Below are 21417 nucleotides of genomic sequence, written 5' to 3'. Positions count from 1 at the left end.
GTTAGAGTCAGGTAGCTCCCGATAGACCTTCTTTGCTGCGACTAATTTATGTATAAAGTTCTCCGTTTGCCATAGGTACCATATGTAAGGCTAAATTCAAAAATCTGCAGACATGACTGGAGAACTAACATCAGGCAAGGCTGGAGCACTTACATCTTCACCGAAACTGCAAGCGGAAATGAAGAATAAAATCGGCAACAATGTTATATAAATGTGTTTCATTTAATAACCACCTCTTCTTTACAGGCGATAAAATTGGAAGAAGGATACTGTTATTCGCAGAAAAATGTAAAGATACGATACAATAGAAAAATAGTAATAATAAAACAAAGGAGGGTGACAAATGGACAGCATTATTTTTGATTTAGACGGTACGTTATGGGATTCAAGCGAAACAGTACTGGTGGCTTGGAATGAGATTCTGAATAATGATGATAAGATCGAGAAAGAGTTAACAAGGGAGGATTTCAAAGCTACCATGGGGTTGCAAATGCATGAAATAGAAAAGATTCTCTTTCCAGATATAGAAGAAAAGTATCGTACTCAATTGTCGAACAAATGTTGTGAAGCGGAGAGAGTGCTTCTAGAGCAAAAAGGCGGTCAACTCTACGAACAATTAGAAGAAGTGTTAGAGAGCTTATCTCAAAAATACAAGCTTTTTATTGTGAGTAATTGCCAAGAAGGATACATAGAGGCTTTTTATAAATACCATCAATTGGAGACACATTTTCTGGACTATGAGAATCCAGGTAGAACAGGACTTTCAAAAGGTGAAAATATAAAATTAATCATAGAGCGCAATCAACTTAAAAGCCCTGTTTATGTGGGGGATACGCTTGGAGATCAGCAAGCGGCGGAAGTAGCGGGTATTCCTTTTGTCTATGCTAGTTATGGATTTGGAGAAGTGGAAGAATACGATTATATCATTCATTCACTACGTGATCTTCAAACAATATTTTAGACGTAAATCAAATAAAAACCTTGAGGATGTTTAGTCTTTCAAGGTTTTTTATTATGCAACAAGACGTGTAGTTTAAATTTGTTATTGACGGTTTAAAAAGGGAGGTGTATAGTGAAATTTGCAAATAGTAATCATTACGCTTTATTCAGGGAATTTTCGAATAGGCTCAAAATAAGCACGGCGTTTAAATCGTAATCATTCTATTTTAATGGTTGTTGTAGGGCATATATAGGAGGGGAAGTATTGAACAAAGGGATCCTACTTGCCGTTACATCATCATTAACATTTAGCATCATGAATGTTTTTGTAAAAGCTGCAAGTGAAACCATTCCAGTGTCTGAAATAGTATTTTTTCGTAGCATTATTGGAGCTTTTCTTATTTTTCTCCTTATGCGAAAAGAAAAAGTGTCGTTTTCTAAAAAAGGTGTTCCGATGCTAGTGTTACGGGGAGCCCTTGGATCCCTTTATCTGGTGGCTTATTTTTTTACCATTGCTCACATACCACTTGGGGATGCAAGCATTCTCGCGCATTTATCGCCCTTCTTTGCCATCATGCTTTCCGGCTATTTTCTAAAAGAGAAAATGAACAGGAATATGGTTATGTTGTTTCCTCTGTTCATTGTGGGCGCGATTCTTTTGATAAACCCGTTTAGTTATAATTCGTACACGGTTTATGCACTGGTCGGTGTTCTTAGCGCTTTTTTAGCGGCATGTGCAGCCACCTCGATTCGGTATTTAAGCACAAGACATCATAAATATGAGATTGTTTTTTATTTTCTGGCATCAGGTACACTTGTTTCTCTCCCTCTAATGTGGAATGAGTTTGTGTGGCCGACGCCTCTTGGATGGTTCTACCTACTCTGTATCGGAGTGGTGTCACTGATAGGACAGTTAGTGTTAACGAGTGCATTTACACATGAAAATATCATGGTAGTGGAGGTCGTTCGATACATAGGAATTTTCTTTAATGTAATGTGGGGATTTGTTTTTTGGGGAGAGACTTTAGGAGTCCTCTCATTTGTTGGCGGTGCATTAATCATTGGCGCATCTATTGCGCTTTCCAAACAGAAAATGCCTGAAGCTAAAATCAAACCGAGCCTTGTTAGGCTGAATAGGTAAAAGGAGAGAAAAATATGAAATCAAAAAAATCATGGGTATTTTCCATTTTTATCGTCATGTTATTAATTATTTCAGGTTGCAGTAGTGGAAATGAAAAGGAAATATCAAAAGAATCCACTGATAAGTCTGTAACGATGCTATTCAGTTTTGCTTCTAAAACAATGGATCCGCATCAGGATTGGATGGGGGTCCGTGCTGGAGTGGCAGAAACATTGGTTAGAATTGACGAAAACCTGGAAATTCAACCTTGGCTGGCAGAAGCATGGGAGAAAAAAGATGAAAAAACTTGGACATTTAAGATTCGGGAAGGTGTCACCTTCCATGATGGGTCACCAGTGGATGGAGAAGCGGTAAAAGCTTCCTTTGAAAGGGTGCTGGAAACGAATGAAGCAATTTCATCTAGTTTGAAAATCGAGTCCATGGAAGCGGACGGACAGGAGATAACGTTCGTCAACACAGAGGAATATCCGGCCTTTCTTTCAGAGTTGGTACATACAAATACCTCCATCGTTAAAGCGGATGCTGAAAACATGGGGGAGCAACCGGTAGCGACTGGTCCGTTTAAGGTCACAAGTTTCACCTCAGAAACGGAAGTGAACTTAGAAAGATATGAGGATTATTGGGACGGAGTAGCAAAATTGGATCAAGTGAAAATCAAATTTAATTCAGATGGAAATGTTAGGGCGCTTGCTCTTCAATCAGGTGAAGCAGATATTGCCTATCATCTTCCTCCCGAGTCGCTAGAGCCAATTGAAAGCAACAACAAACTAAGGGTTGAGTCGGTACCAAGTCTTCGTGTTCACTTTCTACTCTATAACAATGCTAATCCTGCATTGCAGGATGTGGATGTGAGAAAAGCATTGGACCTATTGGTGAACCGTCCAGTGGCAGTGGAGGAAATAATGAATGGTCACGCAACAGAGGCGGCAGGCCCATTTAATCCTAACTTTGCCTTTGCGAGTGAAACGGAACCAACAAGTTATGACCCTGAAAAGGCAGAAGAGCTATTGAAAGAGGCAGGCTATAAAAAGAACGCGGACGGCAAGATGGAAAGAGACGGTGAGGTGCTTACTCTTAAACTTGCGACGTATCCAGGAAGACCTGAGCTTCCTTTGCTTGCTCAGTACCTACAGGGTGAAGCTGCATCTGTCGGGGTGAATATAGAAATCGTCACCATTGAAAACATTGATAGTTATTTATGGGAACAGCAAGATGAATGGGATATGGTGACATACTCTAACCTGACAGCTCCTCGTGGGGATGGCGGTTATTTCCTTAATGTTGCTTATCTACCGGATGGGGCGTTGAATCCTGGCCAAATTAATATTCCCGAATTAAATAAACTAACTCAACAACTAAACACCACAGCAGATCCGGAAAAGAGGATGGAGCTACAGAAGAAAGCGGTAAATGTCATTCGGAAGGAGGTTCCTCATTCCTTCATCTTGCACCCGCACATTATCGTAGGAGTAAATGATAGAGTGAAAGATTGGGAGCCCGGATCAGAGGAATATTACCTTATAACAAACAAGATGGATGTAAAATAAATGGATGAAGTGAAAGTATCCTGGATGCTTTCACTTTTCTTCATGAATAGAAGTGGGTGGAAAAATGCGACAGGCTGTTTCTATTATCAGCTCAAGATTGTTTCAATTGATAATTATAGTTTTGATACTTTCCTTCGCAACATTTATCCTGATGAAAATAACCCCAGGAGATCCGGTCAGGGCATTATTGAAAGTGGATGATGTTATATCCACCACAGAGGATAAGGAAAGGGTCATGGAGGAATATGGATTTGATAAGCCGATTTTAGTTCAATATGTTCAATGGCTATGGAATGTAGCACAATTGGATTTAGGAGAATCTATTATCTCTAAACGGCCAGTTTTGGAAATCATTTTGGATAAACTTCCAGCGACCGTTGCCTTATCCGTAGGAGGGGTGATTGCTCTATTCGTTATAGCCGTTCCACTTGGTGTAATAGGGGCAGTATATGAAGGGAAGTGGCCAGATTATATCAGCAGATGGTTTGCTATACTCGGTGCGTCCATTCCTAGCTTTTGGCTTGGGTTACTACTCATCTACTTTTTTTCATTAAAATGGAACTTGCTGCCTGTTATGGGAAAAGGGACACTTGCCCACTTTGTCCTGCCTTCTATCACTCTGGGGATCGCCATGGCGCCTTTATATATAAAATTACTGAGGGAAAGACTCGTTTCTACCTTGCAAAGTACATATATTGAATCAGCTTATGCCCGGGGATTAGGAAGGGGAAGGATCCTTTTATTTCATGCTTTGCGCGGAAGCCTCATTCCGCTTGTGACAATGTTTGGGTTGAGTATTGGCAGTCTTCTCGGAGGGATCACCGTAATTGAGATACTATTCTCCTGGCCGGGTATGGGAGAAATGATTGTACAAGCAGTGATGCAACGAGATTATCCGTTAATTCAAGGATACATTATGGTGGTAGGTGTCCTAGTGGTCATGACCAATTTAATTGTAGATTTGCTCTATTTGCTCATCGATCCACAGATTAGGCATGGAAGGGAGATAAGTTAATGGAAAGCATGACGATAAAATGGAAAAATAATAGTCTTCTTCGCAATCCTAATCTAGTAATTGGTTCCATTTTTGCAGGCCTTCTCGCTGGTGTCATTTTGTTTGGAAGTGCAATGGCTCCCCATGATCCCTTCCAAATAGATATGGGAAATAGGCTAAAAGAGGCTTCATCCCTCCATTGGCTTGGGACAGATCAATTGGGCAGAGATGTCTTTTCAAGAATTTTGTATGGAGCCAAGTTAACCATCGGACTTGGATTACTTGCGATATTCCTTGCAATTGTAATAGGCGTTCCAATCGGTCTTATCTCAGGTTACATAGGAGGAAAAGTAGATGCAGTTTTTATGAGAATGATAGATGGTATTTTGGCATTTCCCGATTTTATCCTGGCGATAGCCATTGCCGGCATATTGGGTCCGAATCTGTCCAATATTGTGCTCGCTATCATTTTAGTCAGGTGGATCATGTATGCGAGAGTGGTCCGAAGTCTAGTTATGGCAGAAAAGGAAAAAGAGTATATCCTTGTATCTAAGATTTCCCACTCAAGTACATGGAAAACCATTCGCATGCACCTTTTGCCACAAGTACTGCCGGAAATCATTGCGATGGCAGCCATTGATGTAGGTAAGGTGATACTCATGATTTCTGCCTTATCCTACATCGGACTAGGAGCACAACCGCCTATTCCCGAATGGGGAGCCATGTTGAATGAAGGGCGAGGATATTTTCAAGCAGTACCATCCCTAATGATTTATCCTGGTCTTGCCATCATGATAACTGTCTTAACATGCAATTTATTGGGAGATGGATTAAAAGATCATTTTGACATTAGAAAGGGCAGTGATAATCGATGAGTGAACCTTTGCTTACTATTGAAGACTTAGTTGTAAAAAAAAACAAAGAGTCAAAAGCAATCATCAGTAGATTAAATCTCCAGGTCGCTAGTGGGGAAATGATTGGATTGATAGGCGAAAGTGGTTGTGGAAAAAGTATGACAGCTAGAGCGATTTTGAACCTGCTTCCAGGACAAATGAATGCAAAAGGAAAGATACTCTATGGAAATAGAAATCTATTAAGTCTGTCCCGCCAGGAGCACCGTAAGCTTCTTGGGAAGGAAATTGGTATTATTTTTCAAGACTACAGAGGGAGTTTCACCCCTTTTATCCGTGTAGGAAAGCAAATGGTTGAAACCATTCGGGCGCATAGTCCTCTATCAAAAAAAGAAGCAAAAGCTGTAACTTTAGATGTACTTGCCGAAATGGGACTAGAGGCGGAAAGAGTCTATAAAAGTTACTCTTTTCAATTAAGTGGAGGACAGGTGCAAAGGGCTGCTATAGCCATGTCCCTTGCGTTGAAACCCTCGTTACTTATTTGCGATGAAGTTACCACTGCCCTTGATGTCATGAGCGGGGAAAAGGTATTGGATTATATTGAAAAAATGAGAAAAGAGACGGGGTGTGCTGTTCTCCTGATCACACATGATCTTACCCAGGCTTACAAGCGGACGGACAGGATATATGTGATGGAACAAGGTGAGATTGTAGAAAGTGGAACTCCTGAAGTGATTCGCTGTAATCACCAGCACCCGTTTACGAAAAAATTATGCGGTTGTGTATTGGCTCTACCAGGAGAAGGAAGCGGGGTTCAGCCAACTAGAGAGAAGGTGATTTTTATATGAGTCAATTAATCGTAGAGAACCTTTCAATTCATTATTCCAAAGGAGTTAAAGCTCTGGACAATGTGTCGCTTGCTGTAAACAAAGGGGAGTGTGTGGGGATTGTAGGAGAAAGCGGTAGTGGTAAGAGTACGCTTGCGAAGGTACTGTTAGGTCTTCAACCTTATAAGGAAGGTTACATAGCATTTGAAGGGAATCAAATCGTGCCAAAAAAGAAAGAGGCATTGCGGGAGTACCGAAGACAAGTCCAGATGGTTTTCCAGGATGCTAACAGCACGCTTAATCCCAAACTTCCAATATGGAAAAGTGTTTTGGAACCATTAGATAATTTCAAGGAGGTTCAGCCCTCTTTTCTAAATAGAGAAGAGGCATCCCGCAAAGACTTAGCGAAGGCTCTTCTTAAAATGGTTGGTTTAGACGCGCATATGTTGGAGCGTTTTCCAGTCGAATTGAGTGGAGGGCAAAAGCAACGTGTCAGTATTGCCAGAGCACTAAGTCTAGAACCAGGCCTTTTAATTTGTGATGAACCTACGGCAAGCCTTGATGTTACCGTTCAAAAGCAGATTCTGCAGTTACTAAAAGGTCTTCAAGAAAAAACAGAAATGACGATACTTTTCATTTCGCACGACATAAGAGCTGTCACCTTCTTATGCAACCAGATAATTGTCTTAAAAGATGGGCTAGTGGTGGATTGGTTCCCGTTGGAAGAACTTTACCATGAAGATCGACATCCATATACGAAGGCGCTGATTAAGGCAGCTTCGTTTTAAGGACAGAAAGGAAAAGAAAGTATGAATATAGTAGTATCTAAAGAGAAAGTATCCTTTAGTAACAAGCAGTATGTGGGACTGGCATTTCCCCTCATTATTGCTGGAATTACCACGCCGCTAATCGGAGCGGTCGATACTGCGGTTGTTGGGAGTCTGCCTGATCCATCTTCCATAGGTGGAGTGGCAATTGGTGCTGTCATTTTCAATACAATGTACTGGCTACTTGGATTTTTAAGAGTAAGTACAAGCGGCTTTACTGCACAGGCACAAGGTTCACATAATATTAATGAAACCAAATTAACCTTACTAAGGCCGATAATTATCGCAATGATTTTTGGCTTGCTTTTTATCATTTTTCAAAAGCCGATTTTACATATTGCATTAAATGTAATAGGAGGGAGCGATGCGGTATCTTCCTTTGCCTCCACCTATTTTTCCATTCGCGTTTGGGGTGCCCCGTTTATCTTAATGAGCTATGTGTTTATTGGGTGGTTAATCGGAATGGGAAAAGTACAGCTATCACTTGCAACCCAATTGATTATGAATCTAATGAACATAGTCCTAAGTATTGTTTTTGTATTAGTGTTTGAACTAGGGGTAGCCGGTGTAGGCTATGCGACACTTATCTCTGAAATAAGTGCTGTTCTCTTTGGTGGATTTATCATTGCCAAACATAACACAGTGGGGTTCCTTAGTGTGAAGCTTCGAGAGATCCTAGATCCAGAACCTTTGTTGAAGATGGTAAAAGTAAATAGAGACCTCTTTTTAAGAACGATATGTTTGTTGATTATGACCGGGATTTTTACATCCAAGGGTGCCGGTATGGGAGAGGTGACACTTGCTGCCAATTCCATTTTGCTACAAATTCATTATATAATGGCTTATTTAATTGGTGGATTTGCAAATGCATCCAGTATTTTGACGGGAAGGGCGTTAGGAAGCAAAGATTTATTCCTATTTAATAGAGCTGTAAATTTGTCTGCAGTATGGGGGTTAGGAACTGCTGTTACACTGGCTGTCCTCATGTTGCTATTTGGAGATAGTATTGTCGGATTGTTTACAAATATAGCTACGGTAAGAGATATGGCAATTGACAACTTGGTGTGGATGGTGATATTCCCTTTTGTGGGCTTTTGGGGTTTGCAACTAGAAGGGATATTTTCAGGGGTGACAGACGCCAAGTCTATTAGAAACTCTATTTTTCTTGCACTACTTCTATTTTTATTAGTCATATGGTTATTGGTACCTATGTTTGAAAACCAGGGTATCTGGCTTGCTTTTGTTGTATTCAGTCTGGGACGTTCTATTTTTTTGTTCCTTTACCTTCCAAAACTCCAGCGACTCCATTATTCATAATGAAAGGAGGGGAAAATGATTTCCCCTCCAAGCTTTACTGGTTACGGCTGCACCAATTTAGTCGTTCAGTACTTGGGCAGCCCGCACACAGGACTCGAAATTGCCTTTATGTGAAGCATCACAATAAGGAAGCTTTTTAGATAGGCCGCAACGGCACAAAGTAAACGCCGGCTTGTCCTCAAACTTGTTTCCCTCTGCATCAACTAACTCTACATCACCTGTTACACGGAACCCTCCGTTATCCATCACTTTAATTGTTACTTTTGACATTGGTAATCTCCTCCTTCTAATAAAGATATTAGTATCGTACCTACAATTATCCATTTTGACAACAAGAACTTATCCACTACCATCCTTTCCTAATGCCTTCTAGTTATACTAATGAGCAATATATGGTACAATCAGGCTAACAATGAAACATTTTGGAGGCATGAAACGTGAAAGTAACGTTCACAGAGAAAGCAACAGAAAGAGTAAAAGCAAAGCTTGAAAACCAAGAAGGAAAATGGTTAAAGCTAAAATATGATACAGATGGATGTGGATGCGTCGTCAGCGGAGTTTCCGCACTATGGATCACACCGGAAAAAGACGATGACGATGTGGAGCTAGAAACAAACATAGGACCATTATTAATGGAAAAATCAAAGCTTCTCTTTTTTGATGAAGACATGACAGTTGATTTTGTGGAAAGTGCTAACTGCTATATGTTGAAATGTCCAAGCCAAATTTTAAATCCACGAATGAGTTTATTGGTAGTGGAGGGAGCGAAATGAGCAATGGGGGCAAAATCAACTCATTGAAAAATGTGGCCCAATCGAAAACTTGGGCTTCATTTTTAAATCATAATCACCCATACAGCTTGTTGCACTGGTCGATTGGTGGCATTAATCATGAAGATAAAGATGTTTGGCTGCTTCAGGATGAAGTAACATTTGAGGTTCAGGAGTTTGAGAACTTGGATGTTGCTGTTGAATGGATCTCGGAAAATATGGACGGGATTACGGATGTGTTAGGCTGAATTCGGTACAGTTATGCAGAAAAGTCGGAGAACTTTGTTCTTCGGCTTTTTTGTGCTGGGATTACCATATGTGCTGAATATTGTTGTTATATGTCGTTTGGCTTGTATTGCATAAAGTTTGGATAGTAAGTAGAGGACTTTGGCTTGTATTTCAATAGATTCGGACCGTATTTCACTCCAAACCGACAGTAAACAGTGAGTTTTCGACAGTAAGTAATCTTGGTGGAAAAAAATGATAGAAAAATCCTATTTTCCCGGAGAAAATAGAACCAATTATTTACACCTCACCCAATCTTCTCTATAATCAGAGTTATAATTTTCAGAATGGGGCCAAAAATATGAAAAATGTAATTGAGGTTGAGAGTTTGTCAAGAATATACAAAATGAAGGGTGAAAAAAAGACGGCACTTAATCAAGTGAACTTCGAGGTCAGGGAAGGAGAAGTATTTGGACTTCTTGGACCGAATGGAGCAGGAAAAACCACCACGATAAAAATTTTGACAACGTTGCTTTTACCATCAACAGGAAGCGTCAAAGTACTCGGGTACGATGTGGTAAAAGAAAGCAGTGAAATTAGAGACAAAATTAATTTTGTCTACGGAGGAGAGCGGGGAGTTTACGGGCGACTTACAGCAAAAGAGTATATGCACTATTTTTGCACCTTATATAAGATCCCTAACAAAGATCAATCCCAACAGATTTCCCAGTTACTTGAATTAGTAGGGTTAACAGATGCAACAAACCAGAAGATACATACATATTCTAAAGGAATGGTACAACGACTACATATTGCACGATGCTTGATCAATGATCCGAAAATCATCTTCCTTGATGAACCGACAATCGGACTCGATCCAATTGGAGCAAGACTTCTCCGCGATATTGTGAAAGAACTTGCCCAAAAAGGTATTACCATCATTTTAACGACGCACTACATGCAGGAAGCGGATGAGCTGTGTGATCGAATTGCTTTTATTAAAAATGGAGAAATCAGTATGATTGGGGAACCGACACATATAAAAGAGAGTTGCAACCATCTAAAGTTGTTTGAAGCTACGATGCAAGTCTATGATACTGACAAACTAAAAGAGGATAAGTTCCTACAACAGGTAGAAGTGACAGAAATTAAAGCACCTTATTACTCTGTTATGTTTCAGGTGGAAGAGGAAGAAGCCCGTTTGGATCAATTGAAAGAATATCTCGCAAAGTATGGCGATGTCATTAAGCTTGAACGACGTGAGATATCGTTAGAAGATGCGTATGTTCACCACATGAAGGATGTGGGGTGACGCCATGAATTTTTTCTTCTTATTAGTAAGAGAGCTCAAATATTTTACTAATTTTCAAAACAAAATGTATCAGTTCTTACTGTTTTTCCAACCGTTGATGTTCTTGGCAATTGTCTATTTCCTGCAGCAGATGCGCGGTGGCGTGAATGTGGAAAAGTTTGTGGTGGCGTCTGCTTTAATTAGTATGTGGAGCTATGTACTTTACTCTTCTGGTTCGGCGTTGATTGCTCAAAAATGGAGCGACACGCTGAAGCTTTTAATTGCAGCCCCTGTATCCTTATTCCAAGTGATTCTAACAAAGGCGATTAGTAATGCATTTATCGCTCTTTTGTCCATGATTCTAAGTTTCGTATACGCAAGATTCATTTTTCAATTGCCAGTTGGGATTCAGGATTATGGGCTCTTTTTTCTTTCGGTACTAGTATTGTTGTTTTCCCTGAGTGTCGTTGGCATGATACTTGCCATCGTATTTGTTGCGTTTCAAAATGTATTTGATTATCAGAATTTAATCTTGATCCCGGTCCTTTTAATTTGTGGCGTGTTTGTGCCAGTCGACAGTTTGCCATGGGTTTTTAGGGCCATTGCTTTCGTAATTCCTATGACGTGGGGCATTCAGGGGGTATACGAAACCCTTGCCTTGTCACCGCAAATGTTTACGACCATGGGAATTGCATTACTGATAAGTGTTGTGTATTTTCTCCTTTCTGTTCTCATCATCAAACGAATGGAAATGGTGTTAAGAAATCATGGCAGTCTGGGGGCGATATAGATGATACTGCTAAACAAATTCGGTTTTACTTATCTATCTTATAAAGCTCTCTATTCGTTTCAAACACTGAGATTGTTTATTCTCTTTAGGATTTTAGATCCTTTCATGCATTATTTGTTTTTTGCGACACTGGTCAGTGCGATTGCGGGTCCTGATTATTTGTCTTATGTTGTACTTGGTAACGTTGTTTTTTATACCGGCCGGACGATGATGATTAATTTTATGTCCATGTTCAGAGGGGAGAGGCAATATGGGACATTGGAGTTGAATATTGCCTCCCCAACTTCAACATTTGTCATCATCTCAAGAAAAGCAATAGTTCCATTACTGGATGGATTGTTTGTTTTGATAGTAGGGCTTATCATCGCGAGACTTTTGTTTGGAATTGAACTTCCGGTGGAGCAGTTTGGTTATTTGCTACTTCTATTTGTGGTAACCATGTTCTCTCTTTTGAGCTTTTCACTGCTTTTTGCATGTGTCAGTTTATTGTTCTCAAATGTAAACCTGTTTTTGAATTTCATGATTGCTTCGTTTCAGGTTTTCTGTGGAGTGAACTTTTCTGTCAGTCTACTTCCTGGACCGATGGAAGCCGTGGCAAGAGTACTGCCTCTTACTAATAGCATAGAAGCAATTCGGTCTATTTATCAGTTGGAAAATAACGCAATACGTCCGCTCTTGTTAAATGAGTTAATGGTAGGTGCGGCGTATTTCATCATTGCCCTCATATTGGTCAATGTGATGGAGCGACTGGCAAGAAGGCAAGGTGCTTTGTTTAAAAATGTGTAATATGAAAGGAGTAAGCAATGAAATTTTTTCGGTTTGATAAAGAAATAGGTTTCCCGATAAAACAATACGATTCACAGGGTGCCCATTTTATAAAAGTTTGTAGAAACAAGCAGGAGAATAGTATCGGATTTATTCAATTGGATGCTGGCGGTGTAGTGGGATATCATCAGGCAACCGTACAGCAGTTGTTCATTGTAGTCCAAGGAGATGGGTGGGTAACTGGAACAGACAGAGAAAAAACCCCTATAAAAAGTGGAGAAGGAGTCATGTGGGAGGAGGGTGAATGGCATGAATCAGGAAGCGAGAGCGGGATGCTTGCGTTGGTAGTTGAATCTGAAACAATCGATACCTCCCTTCTTCAAGAAAAATAGACAACCAAATTGAATCCTTGGATAAGACAGAACTTGTGGGGGAAATCGTGAAGAAGTACTCTATTCATCATGGTGCGGTTGTAGGGGACCGACTGTCAGATATAAATGCGGCAAAAGGAAATGGATTGACGGCAATTAGATCCAGGTTTGATTTTGCGCAGGAAGAAGAGCTGGCACAAGCGGATCTGGTGATTAGTAGTTTTGAAGAGTTGAAAAATGTAATAGGTGAAAAAGTAGTGAAGTAATCATTGGAAAATGGAACCTTTTCCCCTTCCATATCGTATTATTGGGACAGGAACAAACCAAAATAGCTTGTTAGGGTGATACATATGAAAACAGAAAAATTTAAAAAAGAATTGTTTAGTTGGGGGAAGGCATGCGTAATCGGCCTCTTTTTCGCTTTTCTTGTTAGTGCATTGGTTGTGCAGCCATTTACCGTTAAAGGGAGCTCCATGGAACCGACGTTGGATGGAGAGGATATCTGGACCAGTAAAGATGATGGTGATAAAGTGTTAATCTTCAAAAGCGGGTACATGGTGGGAATCGACCCAAAGTACAATGATATTGTTGTCATTGATAGTCGGGTGGAGCGCGAAAGAAGTCTAACAGATAATTTCAAGGAGAGTCCATTAGTAAACGCGTTGCTGGACGAAACTCAGGGAAACAATTACTGGATCAAGCGAGTGATTGGTGTAGAGGGCGACAAGTTGGAATATCGGGGAGGAACCGTTTATAGGAATGGGGAGGCGTTGGTAGAAGAGTATCTACAAGAAGAAATGCTGTTTCCATTTGAAGAAGTGACAGTTCCAAAGGGTCATGTTTTTGTGATGGGGGATAACCGGAATGAAAGCAGAGACAGCCGTGAGATAGGCTCTATACCGAAAGAAAACGTGATGGGAAAAGTGGTTCTAAGATATTTCCCATTTAATCGGGTTGATACAGTTGAATAAGAATATGGAAAGCTACTTTAACAAATTAACCAATACTATCAAAGCCATAACAGACGAGAATTTTGTCGGCATTTACATCCATGGTTCATTGGCAATGGGTGGCTTTAATCCTGATCAAAGTGATGTAGACCTATTGGTAATTGTGAAAAATTCGCTAGACATCCCTACGCAATGCGAACTAGCAAAATTCCTGCTTGCCAATTCTAACTACCCATATCCTATTGAAATCAGCTTTTTAACACAAGATCAACTTAAAAACTGGACCCATCCAAGTCCCTATGAATTCCACTATAGTGAAGGATGGAGACAAGTCTTTGAAACAGAGTTGTTAACAGGTCAATACGAGGCAATTAACGTTGAGCATAAAGTGGACCCTGATCTGGCAGCTCATCTCAGTATACTCAATCATAGAGGCATATGCTGGGAAGGTCCTATGATAGATGATGTTTTTCCTGTCATTCCAAGCACTCACTATTTATCTTCAATCCTCGCAGATTATCAGGATTGTTTAAAAAACGTAGAGGCGGACCCGGTATATTGTGTGTTGAATTTGATAAGAGTGTATTGGTACGTAAAAGAGGGAATCATTTCCTCCAAACTAGAAGCGGGAGAATATGGGCTTACTTCTTTTCCACAAGAGTACAAAGAGACCATCCGGAAAGTGGTTGAGAGCTATCAAGGCAATAGAATAGGAGCATTTCAGAATGAAGAGCTAAAAAGTGTTAGAGATTACATACAAGGTGAGATAGAGAGGTCAATCATATGAAAATAAGAAACATACAAGACGAAGACTTTCTCCGCATATCCACTAACCTTAACACATGGTGGGGCGGGCGGGATATGGTCGACATGCTGCCACGATTATTCATTCATCATTTTAAAGACACGAGTTTTATTATAGAAGAAAACGAAGAGACCATCGGGTTTGTTATAGGCTTTATTTCTCCATCCAATCTACACCAAGCATACATACATTTTGTGGGTGTGAACCCTAAGGCACGTAAGGAAAATATCGGAAGAACACTTTATGAACATTTTTTTCAGGCAGTTAAGGAAAAAGGCTGTACAGAAGTGAGTTGTGTAACCTCGCCTGTGAATGCCACCTCTATTAAGTTCCATACTAGAATGGGTTTTACCATGACGGATGGGGACATGGTTATAGAAGGCATTCCGATACATCAGAACTATGACGGGATTGGGCAGGACCGGGTTGTATTTGTGAAGTCATTAGAAGCTTGGAGTGATACTCATTTCAAAAATTAAAATCAAACATATTTTTATTTTTTATATACTAAGTACCCTTAGCCTCATACTATTTACTACGGTGACCAACTTCAATTTAACAGGATATTCGTATCAATATCATGAAAATGGGGATCTAACCATTGAAAAAGGATACATAATAAAGGATCAAGTAATAAACACTCCCACCAATGAAGCAATACAAGCAATCGAGCTGATATCAAAAGCAAATGCTTATTGGAATGTGACATATGTATTTTGCTTGGTATTTTTTTTGTTGTTATTCAAAAACGCTTATAAGCCATTTAGACCTGAAAAAAACTGGAAAAGGTACGTAACATTCTATTCAATTGTTTTAATCGCATTTTTGGTTTGGATTATTAGCAGCCAAGTAACACTGACTGAACAAATTGCAACCATAATAAACGATCTCAAAGGAGGTGAATAAAGTGGATGTAGTTTTCCATACAGAAAAAGCTGTTTTCAATTACAGAGTAGCTGGAGTTTGGATTCAGGACGGCCGTATCCTCCTTCACAGAGCAAGCGAGGACAAAATCTGGTCGCTGCCGGGTGGAAGAGTGGAGATGAACGAAGCATCCCCCCTCAGCCTGCAACGCGAATTTAAAGAAGAACTGGATTTATCCGTTGAAATTAGAAGGCTGGTTTGGATTGTAGAAAATTTCTTTGAATACCGTGAGAAGAAAGTTCATGAAATAGGCTTTTACTATCTTGTTTCAACTGAAGATAAACAAGCTCTTCCCAATGGACCGTTTCATGGGGTGGAAGGGGAAAGGTTGGTTTATGAATGGGTACCAATCACTGAGCTAGAAGATGTAGTTTTATACCCCGAGTTTTTAAAGAAGGCGTTAAAAGAACTACCTGAAACCACCGAGCATCTAATAGTTAATAACTAAATCTCAGGATATTATCAATAAATCAGGACATCATATTTCGAAAAGAGATATGAGGAGTTAACCATGATTTTAATCCTGAAAATATTGACCATATACATAATTACAATTGCCATTATGAGATTGATGGGGAAATCTACTATCGTACAGATGACTCCGTATGACCTAGTGGCTATTATTATTGTGGGGACGGTAGCATCAGAACCGCTAATCAGTACTAAATATCTACCAACGCTCGGTGCTCTCGCTGTACTCGTTACGATACATATAATATTCTCAAAACTGACCCTTTGGCAATGGGGCAACCGGTTCTTTTTGGGAGAACCGACCATCCTCATCAAGCATGGTCAAATTGTTGAAGATAATATGGAAAAATCAATGGTTTCCATCGCACAACTGCTTTCCATACTAAGAAGTAAAGGGTACCCGAAAATCTCTGACATTGACTATGCCATTTTAGAACCGATTGGGGAGATAAGCATCATTCCAAAGCCGGAAAACACCCCTGTGACAGTACAGCATCTGGAAATATCTATTGATGATGAGGGACTTCCAATCTCAGTTATCATTGATGGGAAAATTCAAGAAAAGAATCTAAAGCTGCTGGACAGATCTAAGGAGTGGCTGCTAGACCATTTAACAGTCCGGCAAATCGATGTGAAGGATATCCTCTATGCCTATGTTAATGAGAAAACAAAGAAACTAATTATTAATAAACGGAATAACATACAATAATAGGCGTGACTTTCAAAAGCGCATCCATTATAATGGAAGTATCTTCAAACAGAAGGAGTTTGTTTTATGGAAAAGGTAGTTCTTAACTAAACGTAATCAAATACGTGCGATATGAGGAAAAAGTTCGACCAATGTCGAGCTCTGTTTGAGTACGCTTTTTTTCTCATAGCGAAATGTTAAGAACACGGGTTTGCGCCTGCTCCATAAAATGATAGTTACAGCATGAGTATAGGTATTTTTCTACTTATCGTGCTTTCAATTTTAAAACTACCATTCAAAACGCAAAGGACGAGTGTTGTTCTTTGTGTTTTTTTATATGTAAAAAATTATTATGGCCCTGCTCTTATCATTTCCTCGCACGGTTTTAGTGGCTACATCCCCAAACTGCTTACTAATTACTAGGAGGAAAAACGATGAATAACGAAACAATGAAAGCTTTACAATTTACAGATTTAAAGAAAGACGTGGCATCTTTTGCACTATCAGAGCCGGGTAAAAACGCTGTTTTGACATTGGGACCATCCGTAAATAAAAGACAGATTGAAGCATGGTTAAACGAGGTAACAGAAGGAAAGAAGATACTTGCCATTAGTTCAAGCGTACCCATTCACGGTCTTCACGGAATTGAGTACATTCTAAAAAATCTGCACAAGGGAATTGCATTCAGGCCAGATCAGCTGATGGGTCTACATGATTTCTTGGATACCATTGAAAAGCTCAAACGTTTTATGAAAGACAAGGAATATGTTGCACCTGTCATCACAAGCTACATCTACTCTGTTACAGAGCTTTCTCATGTAGCAGAAGAGATAATTCGCTGCATTCGAAATGGAAGAGTGGACGATTACGCGAGCAAGGAGCTGCTGAAAGTAAGAAAGCAGATAGCTACCTTGGAGGAACGTATTAAGAACCGTATCGAGCAGCTTGTCAAGTCCACCAAATACAGTAAGTATCTACAAGAAAACCTGGTAAGTACCAGAAACGGTAGGTATGTCATTCCGGTCAAAAAAGAATACAAAAACAATATAAAGGGCTCGGTTCTAGATGTTTCTGCTTCCGGATCCACTGTGTACATGGAGCCAGAAGAAATAAGCATCATCCAGGATTCCATCAGTATGCTGAAGTTTCAAGAAGAGGCAGAGGAAGAGCAAATCCTTTTTGCGCTGACTGGATTAGTCCAAGAGCATGAAAAAGAAATCAAATTGGCGATGGATTTAATGGTCAGCTATGATGTGATTTTTGCAAAGGCAAAGCACAGCTTATTGATGAATGGCACCTCTCCACAAATAAATGAACACCATGTAATTCGATTGGAAGGCGCGAGACATCCGTTACTAGGGAAAAATGCAGTACCTTTAAACTTGGTCATCGGTGAGGATTATGATGCGCTCGTTATTACAGGTCCCAATACCGGTGGAAAAACAGTGACGATTAAAACGGTGGGACTTTTGACTTTGATGGCCCAATGTGGCATGCATATCCCAGCAGAAAAAGGAAGCGAGATAGCAATTTTCCATAAGGTATTGGTGGATATCGGGGACGGGCAAAGTATTGAACAGTCGTTAAGTACCTTTTCTTCCAGAGTGAAAAACATTATTGGAATTTTGGCAGAGTCTACACCTCAGACATTGGTGCTGCTTGATGAACTTGGTTCCGGAACAGACCCGGCAGAGGGGATGGGGCTTGCAACTTCTATTTTAGAAGAATTGTATAACAAGGGAACGACAATGTTGGCCACCACTCACTATAGTGAAATCAAGGAGTTTGCGAATGAACAGAAAGGTTTCTGTAACGGATCGATGGAATTTAATGTGGAGACGCTTAAACCGACATATCGACTTATCGTTGGAAAAGGAGGGGACAGTCAAGCGTTTGCCATTGCATTGCGTCTAGGCATGCACCCCAAGTTGATAGAGCGGGCGCACCAGATAACGTATAAAGAAACGAAAGATTACAGCGATAAATCGGATAGACCAAGACATGAGCTAGACAGGCAACTAGCGATGAATCAAAAGTATGTGAGAAAAATGAAGCATCCAGAAAAAGAAAAAACAAAACATGAAATCACTTTCAAAAAGGGGGACAATGTAAAGATCCCATCTATCGGTGAGTTTGGTATCGTCTATAAACCGGCTGATGAGAAAGGGGATGTGCAAGTAATGGTAAAAGGGAGCCTAGAAACTTTTAACCATAAACGGCTCTCCCTTTATATCAAAGCGGAGGATTTATATACGGAAGATTATGATATGGACGTTGTGTTTGAATCCAAAGAAAATCGCAAACTTCGAAATAAAATGAAGAAACATCATGTGGATGAGGTGATCTTAGAGGAGTCAGACGACTGATATTTAGGGGATGTAAAGCGTACGTAAACAATGTTTAAATGTTGTGAATTATTGGTAAAATAGCTATCTTTTGTTCAGATTTCTTGTAAGATTAAGCTTGTAGTCCACTAAAACAAGCATAGCTCAAGGAGGAAGTTCAATCATGAAAAAAATGTTATTGGCTTTATCATCTTCCGTTTTATTATTAGCTCTTGCAACTGGATGCGCCGCTGAGAATGAAGAAATGAACAACAACGAAACGAATATGGAACAAAATGAAACGAATACTGGTGAAACAAACGAAGAATAGGTTGAGTGAATGAAAGCATCTGGGAGTGACGGCTCTTTTCATATGAGTCGGCATGCTCCAGGTGCTTTTTTATTTTGTGGCATTGTGTTATGAAAGATAAACCAAATAAAAAACCACCGCAACCGAAAGCCTTCTCACTCCCGATCACAGTGGTCTATCCCAACAATCAAATTTAGTTCACAATTGCCAATGAAAACGCCTGTGGTCCTTGAGGTACATTGTATGCTTGAACCTCTACTGTATATGTCCCACTCTGTGGAGCATTCACGAATACATTTTCCACGTTATTACGGCCGTCCCAATTATTATTGTAAGGAGCCGTAAAATCATTTCCTACATACTGTGTTCCATCTGGTGCAGTAATCACCAAGTCAAGGTCATTTACCAGCGTTATAGAAGCAGATGTGCTTGCAGGAGCATCAGACCATACTAGAGAGATTTTAAGTGGCTTGCCTGCAGTTGCTGTGAAGGAATACGTTGCCTTTTGGCTTGTAGACAGGGAGCTTGTCTCATTCACAAATGCTGTGTTTAAAGACTTGTCCAGTGTGACACGTCCCCAACCTTGGTTACCGTTCGGGAAGCCTAATCCAACATCAGTTGCTCCAGCGATCAAAGCTGCCTTCAATAAGGACGGCTTAGGTGTGATGCCTCTGTTTTTGATAAAGTGTTCGCGTAATTGTGCCACGTTTCCAGCAACAATCGGTGTTGCCATGGAAGTTCCGCCCATGTAGGCATATTTGCTGTCATGGTTTGCCCAGAAGGAAGAATCCGGTGCAAGGGAAGAACGTGCTGATAAGATAAATGTTCCTGGTGCCATTACGTCCGGCTTGATACGACCGTCACGAGTGGGCCCTCGGGAAGAGAATTGTGCAACATGGTTGATATTGTCTGCATAAGATCCAAAGCTAGGACGATAATTTTCTGTTGCACCGACTGTAATTGCGTTTTTCGCAGTTCCCGGTGCACTGATAGTCCCGCTGTTTGGTCCTTCATTTCCAGCTGCAAAAAGAACTGCCATGTCATTTTTACGAACATAGTCATCGACATTTCTGGAATCTGTCGTATAAGCGCCATTTACCGCAGCCCCCCATGAGTTAGTGTGGATCCGGGCTCCAGCAGTATAAGCTTGGCTGAACAATGTACTCAGGTTGGATGGAAGGCCGCCTAATCCGCCGCTGCTATCCATGATGGACTGGAATACTAGATTTGCTTGCGGTGCCATTCCTTTATTGCTTGTTCCGTTTCCAAGAACAGATCCGGCAACGTGCGTTCCGTGACCATTCGGGTCGTTGGAATTATTGGATCTACCTAATGCATATAAAGCGGTGATTTTTCCACGGAAAGCTTCGTGCATGGAGCTGTCGTTGCGTCCAGTATCAAGGCCTGTGTCTGCTACAGCGACTGTTTGCCCTTGTCCATATAATCCGTAGCTGCTCTGCGCTACATCGGCTTTTACGATTCCTCTAGCCACATCATTCATCACTTTATATTCCGGTTTAGGGGAGATGTAAAGAACATTATTGTTGGCAGCATATTCGACAATTTCGTCTATCCCTTTAAAGCTGATTTCTTTATTGTTTTGTTTTGCGTCAAGTGCCACAGCTTTTACTAGCGCAGAAGCACCTTTAGTGAATAGTAGAGGATCTACCTTATAAAGCGGCAGATATGGCTCTACGGATTCTAAATGAGCAATCCCGTTTGTGGCTTTTGCAACATCACCTTTGTATTCCACAATGTAAGCATAGTCTGGTATGTAATCTACAATAGTTGCCCCGGTGGACTCCAACTCTTTTTTCGTTTCTTCTAAAATAGGGCCATCAAATTGAACAATATATAGACTATTATCTTTCGGCACCACTTCAAGCTTCTTTTGAAGTCCTTTAGGAATTTTTACATTTTCTGTTTCTGCTAGAAAAGAAGCTTCCCCAGTTTTGCCGTTTTTGGAAACCGACTTCATCTCTGTTATCTTGCTGACTCCCTTAAAATCTAGTTCAAAGCTGCTAGCTCCCCCTGTTGATGGACTGCTTAGCGCAACAGTAGATAGAATAGTTGCTGCTGATAAAACGGATAAAAATACTTTCTTTGATGGATTCTTTTTCTTCATCCTCATGCTCATCTCCTCTCAATTGGTAACACAAGAATAATTTAGCATATTAAAGAAAGAATTTATATTGGGAAAATTCAGAATAAAAGACTAGGATTATAATAGAAAAAAGCATTCATTTTCCCAATGGAAAGAATTGTAGATTCTTATTAAAACGAGCCGATA

General features: G+C 40.3%; 26 protein-coding genes. 23 read left to right on the top strand and 3 right to left on the bottom strand.

Annotated elements, in window-relative coordinates; translation table 11 throughout:
* Positions 1-96: 96 nt before the first annotated feature.
* Positions 97-222 carry a hypothetical protein gene (locus B4U37_RS22580; RefSeq protein WP_280524607.1) on the bottom strand — a complete coding sequence of 42 codons (126 nt, stop codon included), beginning with the start codon at positions 220-222 and terminating at the stop codon, positions 97-99.
* Between the two features lie 121 nt (positions 223-343).
* On the opposite strand from B4U37_RS22580, the gene B4U37_RS13770 reads away from it, so the two are divergent.
* The 8 genes from B4U37_RS13770 (at position 344) to B4U37_RS13735 (ending at position 8443) form a co-directional block, all read left to right on the top strand.
* Positions 344-961 (top strand): HAD family hydrolase, encoded by a 618-nt coding sequence (locus B4U37_RS13770; protein WP_088018686.1) that lies wholly within the window; start codon positions 344-346, stop codon positions 959-961.
* Between the two features lie 243 nt (positions 962-1204).
* Complete coding sequence (locus B4U37_RS13765; protein ID WP_088018685.1) at positions 1205-2080, top strand: DMT family transporter; 876 nt, start codon at positions 1205-1207, stop codon at positions 2078-2080.
* Positions 2081-2094: 14 nt separating this feature from the next.
* Positions 2095-3627, top strand: a complete 1533-nt coding sequence (gene nikA / locus B4U37_RS13760) for a nickel ABC transporter substrate-binding protein (RefSeq protein ID WP_088018684.1) — start codon at positions 2095-2097, stop codon at positions 3625-3627.
* A gap of 64 nt (positions 3628-3691) precedes the next feature.
* Positions 3692-4642, top strand: coding sequence for a nickel ABC transporter permease (nikB, locus tag B4U37_RS13755; RefSeq protein WP_088018683.1), 951 nt, complete (start codon positions 3692-3694; stop codon positions 4640-4642).
* Positions 4642-5496 carry a nickel transporter permease gene (gene nikC / locus B4U37_RS13750; RefSeq protein ID WP_088018682.1) on the top strand — a complete coding sequence of 285 codons (855 nt, stop codon included), beginning with the start codon at positions 4642-4644 and terminating at the stop codon, positions 5494-5496. The genes nikB and nikC overlap by 1 nt, the downstream gene beginning before the upstream one ends.
* Positions 5493-6320 carry an ABC transporter ATP-binding protein gene (locus tag B4U37_RS13745; protein WP_088018681.1) on the top strand — a complete coding sequence of 276 codons (828 nt, stop codon included), beginning with the start codon at positions 5493-5495 and terminating at the stop codon, positions 6318-6320. The genes nikC and B4U37_RS13745 overlap by 4 nt, the downstream gene beginning before the upstream one ends.
* Positions 6317-7087, top strand: coding sequence for an ABC transporter ATP-binding protein (locus B4U37_RS13740; protein ID WP_088018680.1), 771 nt, complete (start codon positions 6317-6319; stop codon positions 7085-7087). The genes B4U37_RS13745 and B4U37_RS13740 overlap by 4 nt, the downstream gene beginning before the upstream one ends.
* Positions 7088-7108: 21 nt before the next feature.
* On the top strand, positions 7109-8443 hold the full coding sequence (locus B4U37_RS13735; protein ID WP_088018679.1) for an MATE family efflux transporter: 1335 nt from the start codon (positions 7109-7111) through the stop codon (positions 8441-8443).
* Positions 8444-8500: 57 nt separating this feature from the next.
* On the opposite strand, the gene B4U37_RS13730 is transcribed toward B4U37_RS13735, so the two are convergent.
* A complete protein-coding gene (locus tag B4U37_RS13730) occupies positions 8501-8713 on the bottom strand; it encodes a CDGSH iron-sulfur domain-containing protein (RefSeq protein WP_010194231.1) in 213 nt (70 codons plus the stop codon).
* A 167-nt stretch (positions 8714-8880) separates the two neighbouring features.
* Between B4U37_RS13730 and B4U37_RS13725 the strand changes: the two genes are divergently transcribed.
* The 15 genes from B4U37_RS13725 (at position 8881) to B4U37_RS22010 (ending at position 19148) form a co-directional block, all read left to right on the top strand.
* Entirely contained in the window at positions 8881-9216 is a 336-nt protein-coding gene (locus B4U37_RS13725) for an iron-sulfur cluster biosynthesis family protein (RefSeq protein WP_010194232.1), read from the top strand.
* Positions 9213-9461: a DUF2552 family protein gene (locus B4U37_RS13720; RefSeq protein WP_010194233.1), complete on the top strand. Its 249-nt coding sequence runs from the start codon at positions 9213-9215 to the stop codon at positions 9459-9461. Before B4U37_RS13725 ends, B4U37_RS13720 begins: the two co-directional genes overlap by 4 nt.
* Before the next feature lie 338 nt (positions 9462-9799).
* Positions 9800-10750 (top strand): ABC transporter ATP-binding protein, encoded by a 951-nt coding sequence (locus B4U37_RS13715; RefSeq protein ID WP_010194234.1) that lies wholly within the window; start codon positions 9800-9802, stop codon positions 10748-10750.
* 4 nt (positions 10751-10754) lie between these two features.
* The gene (locus B4U37_RS13710) at positions 10755-11519 is read left to right on the top strand and encodes an ABC transporter permease (RefSeq protein WP_157663790.1); all 765 of its coding nucleotides are present in this window, start codon (positions 10755-10757) and stop codon (positions 11517-11519) included.
* On the top strand, positions 11520-12305 hold the full coding sequence (locus B4U37_RS13705) for an ABC transporter permease (RefSeq protein ID WP_088018677.1): 786 nt from the start codon (positions 11520-11522) through the stop codon (positions 12303-12305). It abuts the gene before it with no gap.
* 17 nt (positions 12306-12322) lie between these two features.
* The gene (locus B4U37_RS13700; RefSeq protein ID WP_088018676.1) at positions 12323-12676 is read left to right on the top strand and encodes a cupin domain-containing protein; all 354 of its coding nucleotides are present in this window, start codon (positions 12323-12325) and stop codon (positions 12674-12676) included.
* Positions 12677-12693: 17 nt separating this feature from the next.
* The gene (locus B4U37_RS13695) at positions 12694-12921 is read left to right on the top strand and encodes an HAD hydrolase-like protein (protein WP_245839987.1); all 228 of its coding nucleotides are present in this window, start codon (positions 12694-12696) and stop codon (positions 12919-12921) included.
* 84 nt (positions 12922-13005) lie between these two features.
* On the top strand, positions 13006-13626 hold the full coding sequence (lepB, locus tag B4U37_RS13690; protein ID WP_088018674.1) for a signal peptidase I: 621 nt from the start codon (positions 13006-13008) through the stop codon (positions 13624-13626).
* Positions 13610-14392 carry an aminoglycoside adenylyltransferase domain-containing protein gene (locus B4U37_RS13685; protein WP_245839985.1) on the top strand — a complete coding sequence of 261 codons (783 nt, stop codon included), beginning with the start codon at positions 13610-13612 and terminating at the stop codon, positions 14390-14392. Before lepB ends, B4U37_RS13685 begins: the two co-directional genes overlap by 17 nt.
* Positions 14389-14889, top strand: a complete 501-nt coding sequence (locus tag B4U37_RS13680; RefSeq protein WP_088018672.1) for a GNAT family N-acetyltransferase — start codon at positions 14389-14391, stop codon at positions 14887-14889. The genes B4U37_RS13685 and B4U37_RS13680 overlap by 4 nt, the downstream gene beginning before the upstream one ends.
* A 61-nt stretch (positions 14890-14950) precedes the next feature.
* Complete coding sequence (locus tag B4U37_RS13675) at positions 14951-15316, top strand: hypothetical protein (protein WP_157663789.1); 366 nt, start codon at positions 14951-14953, stop codon at positions 15314-15316.
* A 1-nt stretch (position 15317) separates the two neighbouring features.
* Complete coding sequence (locus B4U37_RS13670) at positions 15318-15782, top strand: NUDIX hydrolase (protein WP_088018671.1); 465 nt, start codon at positions 15318-15320, stop codon at positions 15780-15782.
* Positions 15783-15845: 63 nt separating this feature from the next.
* Positions 15846-16514 carry a DUF421 domain-containing protein gene (locus tag B4U37_RS13665; protein ID WP_010194251.1) on the top strand — a complete coding sequence of 223 codons (669 nt, stop codon included), beginning with the start codon at positions 15846-15848 and terminating at the stop codon, positions 16512-16514.
* 413 nt (positions 16515-16927) lie between these two features.
* Entirely contained in the window at positions 16928-18859 is a 1932-nt protein-coding gene (locus B4U37_RS13660) for an endonuclease MutS2 (protein ID WP_088018670.1), read from the top strand.
* A gap of 142 nt (positions 18860-19001) precedes the next feature.
* Entirely contained in the window at positions 19002-19148 is a 147-nt protein-coding gene (locus B4U37_RS22010; protein ID WP_010194254.1) for a hypothetical protein, read from the top strand.
* Positions 19149-19320: 172 nt separating this feature from the next.
* Here the strand turns inward: B4U37_RS22010 and B4U37_RS13655 are convergent, their stop codons facing one another.
* Positions 19321-21252, bottom strand: a complete 1932-nt coding sequence (locus B4U37_RS13655; RefSeq protein WP_198317026.1) for a S8 family serine peptidase — start codon at positions 21250-21252, stop codon at positions 19321-19323.
* Positions 21253-21417: the final 165 nt, after the last annotated feature.

Source organism: Sutcliffiella horikoshii (assembly GCF_002157855.1).
GTDB lineage: Bacteria > Bacillota > Bacilli > Bacillales > Bacillaceae_I > Sutcliffiella_A > Sutcliffiella_A horikoshii_C.
The sequence above is the reverse complement of the archived record's forward strand: the minus strand, read 5'-3'. Positions and strand labels throughout refer to the sequence as shown.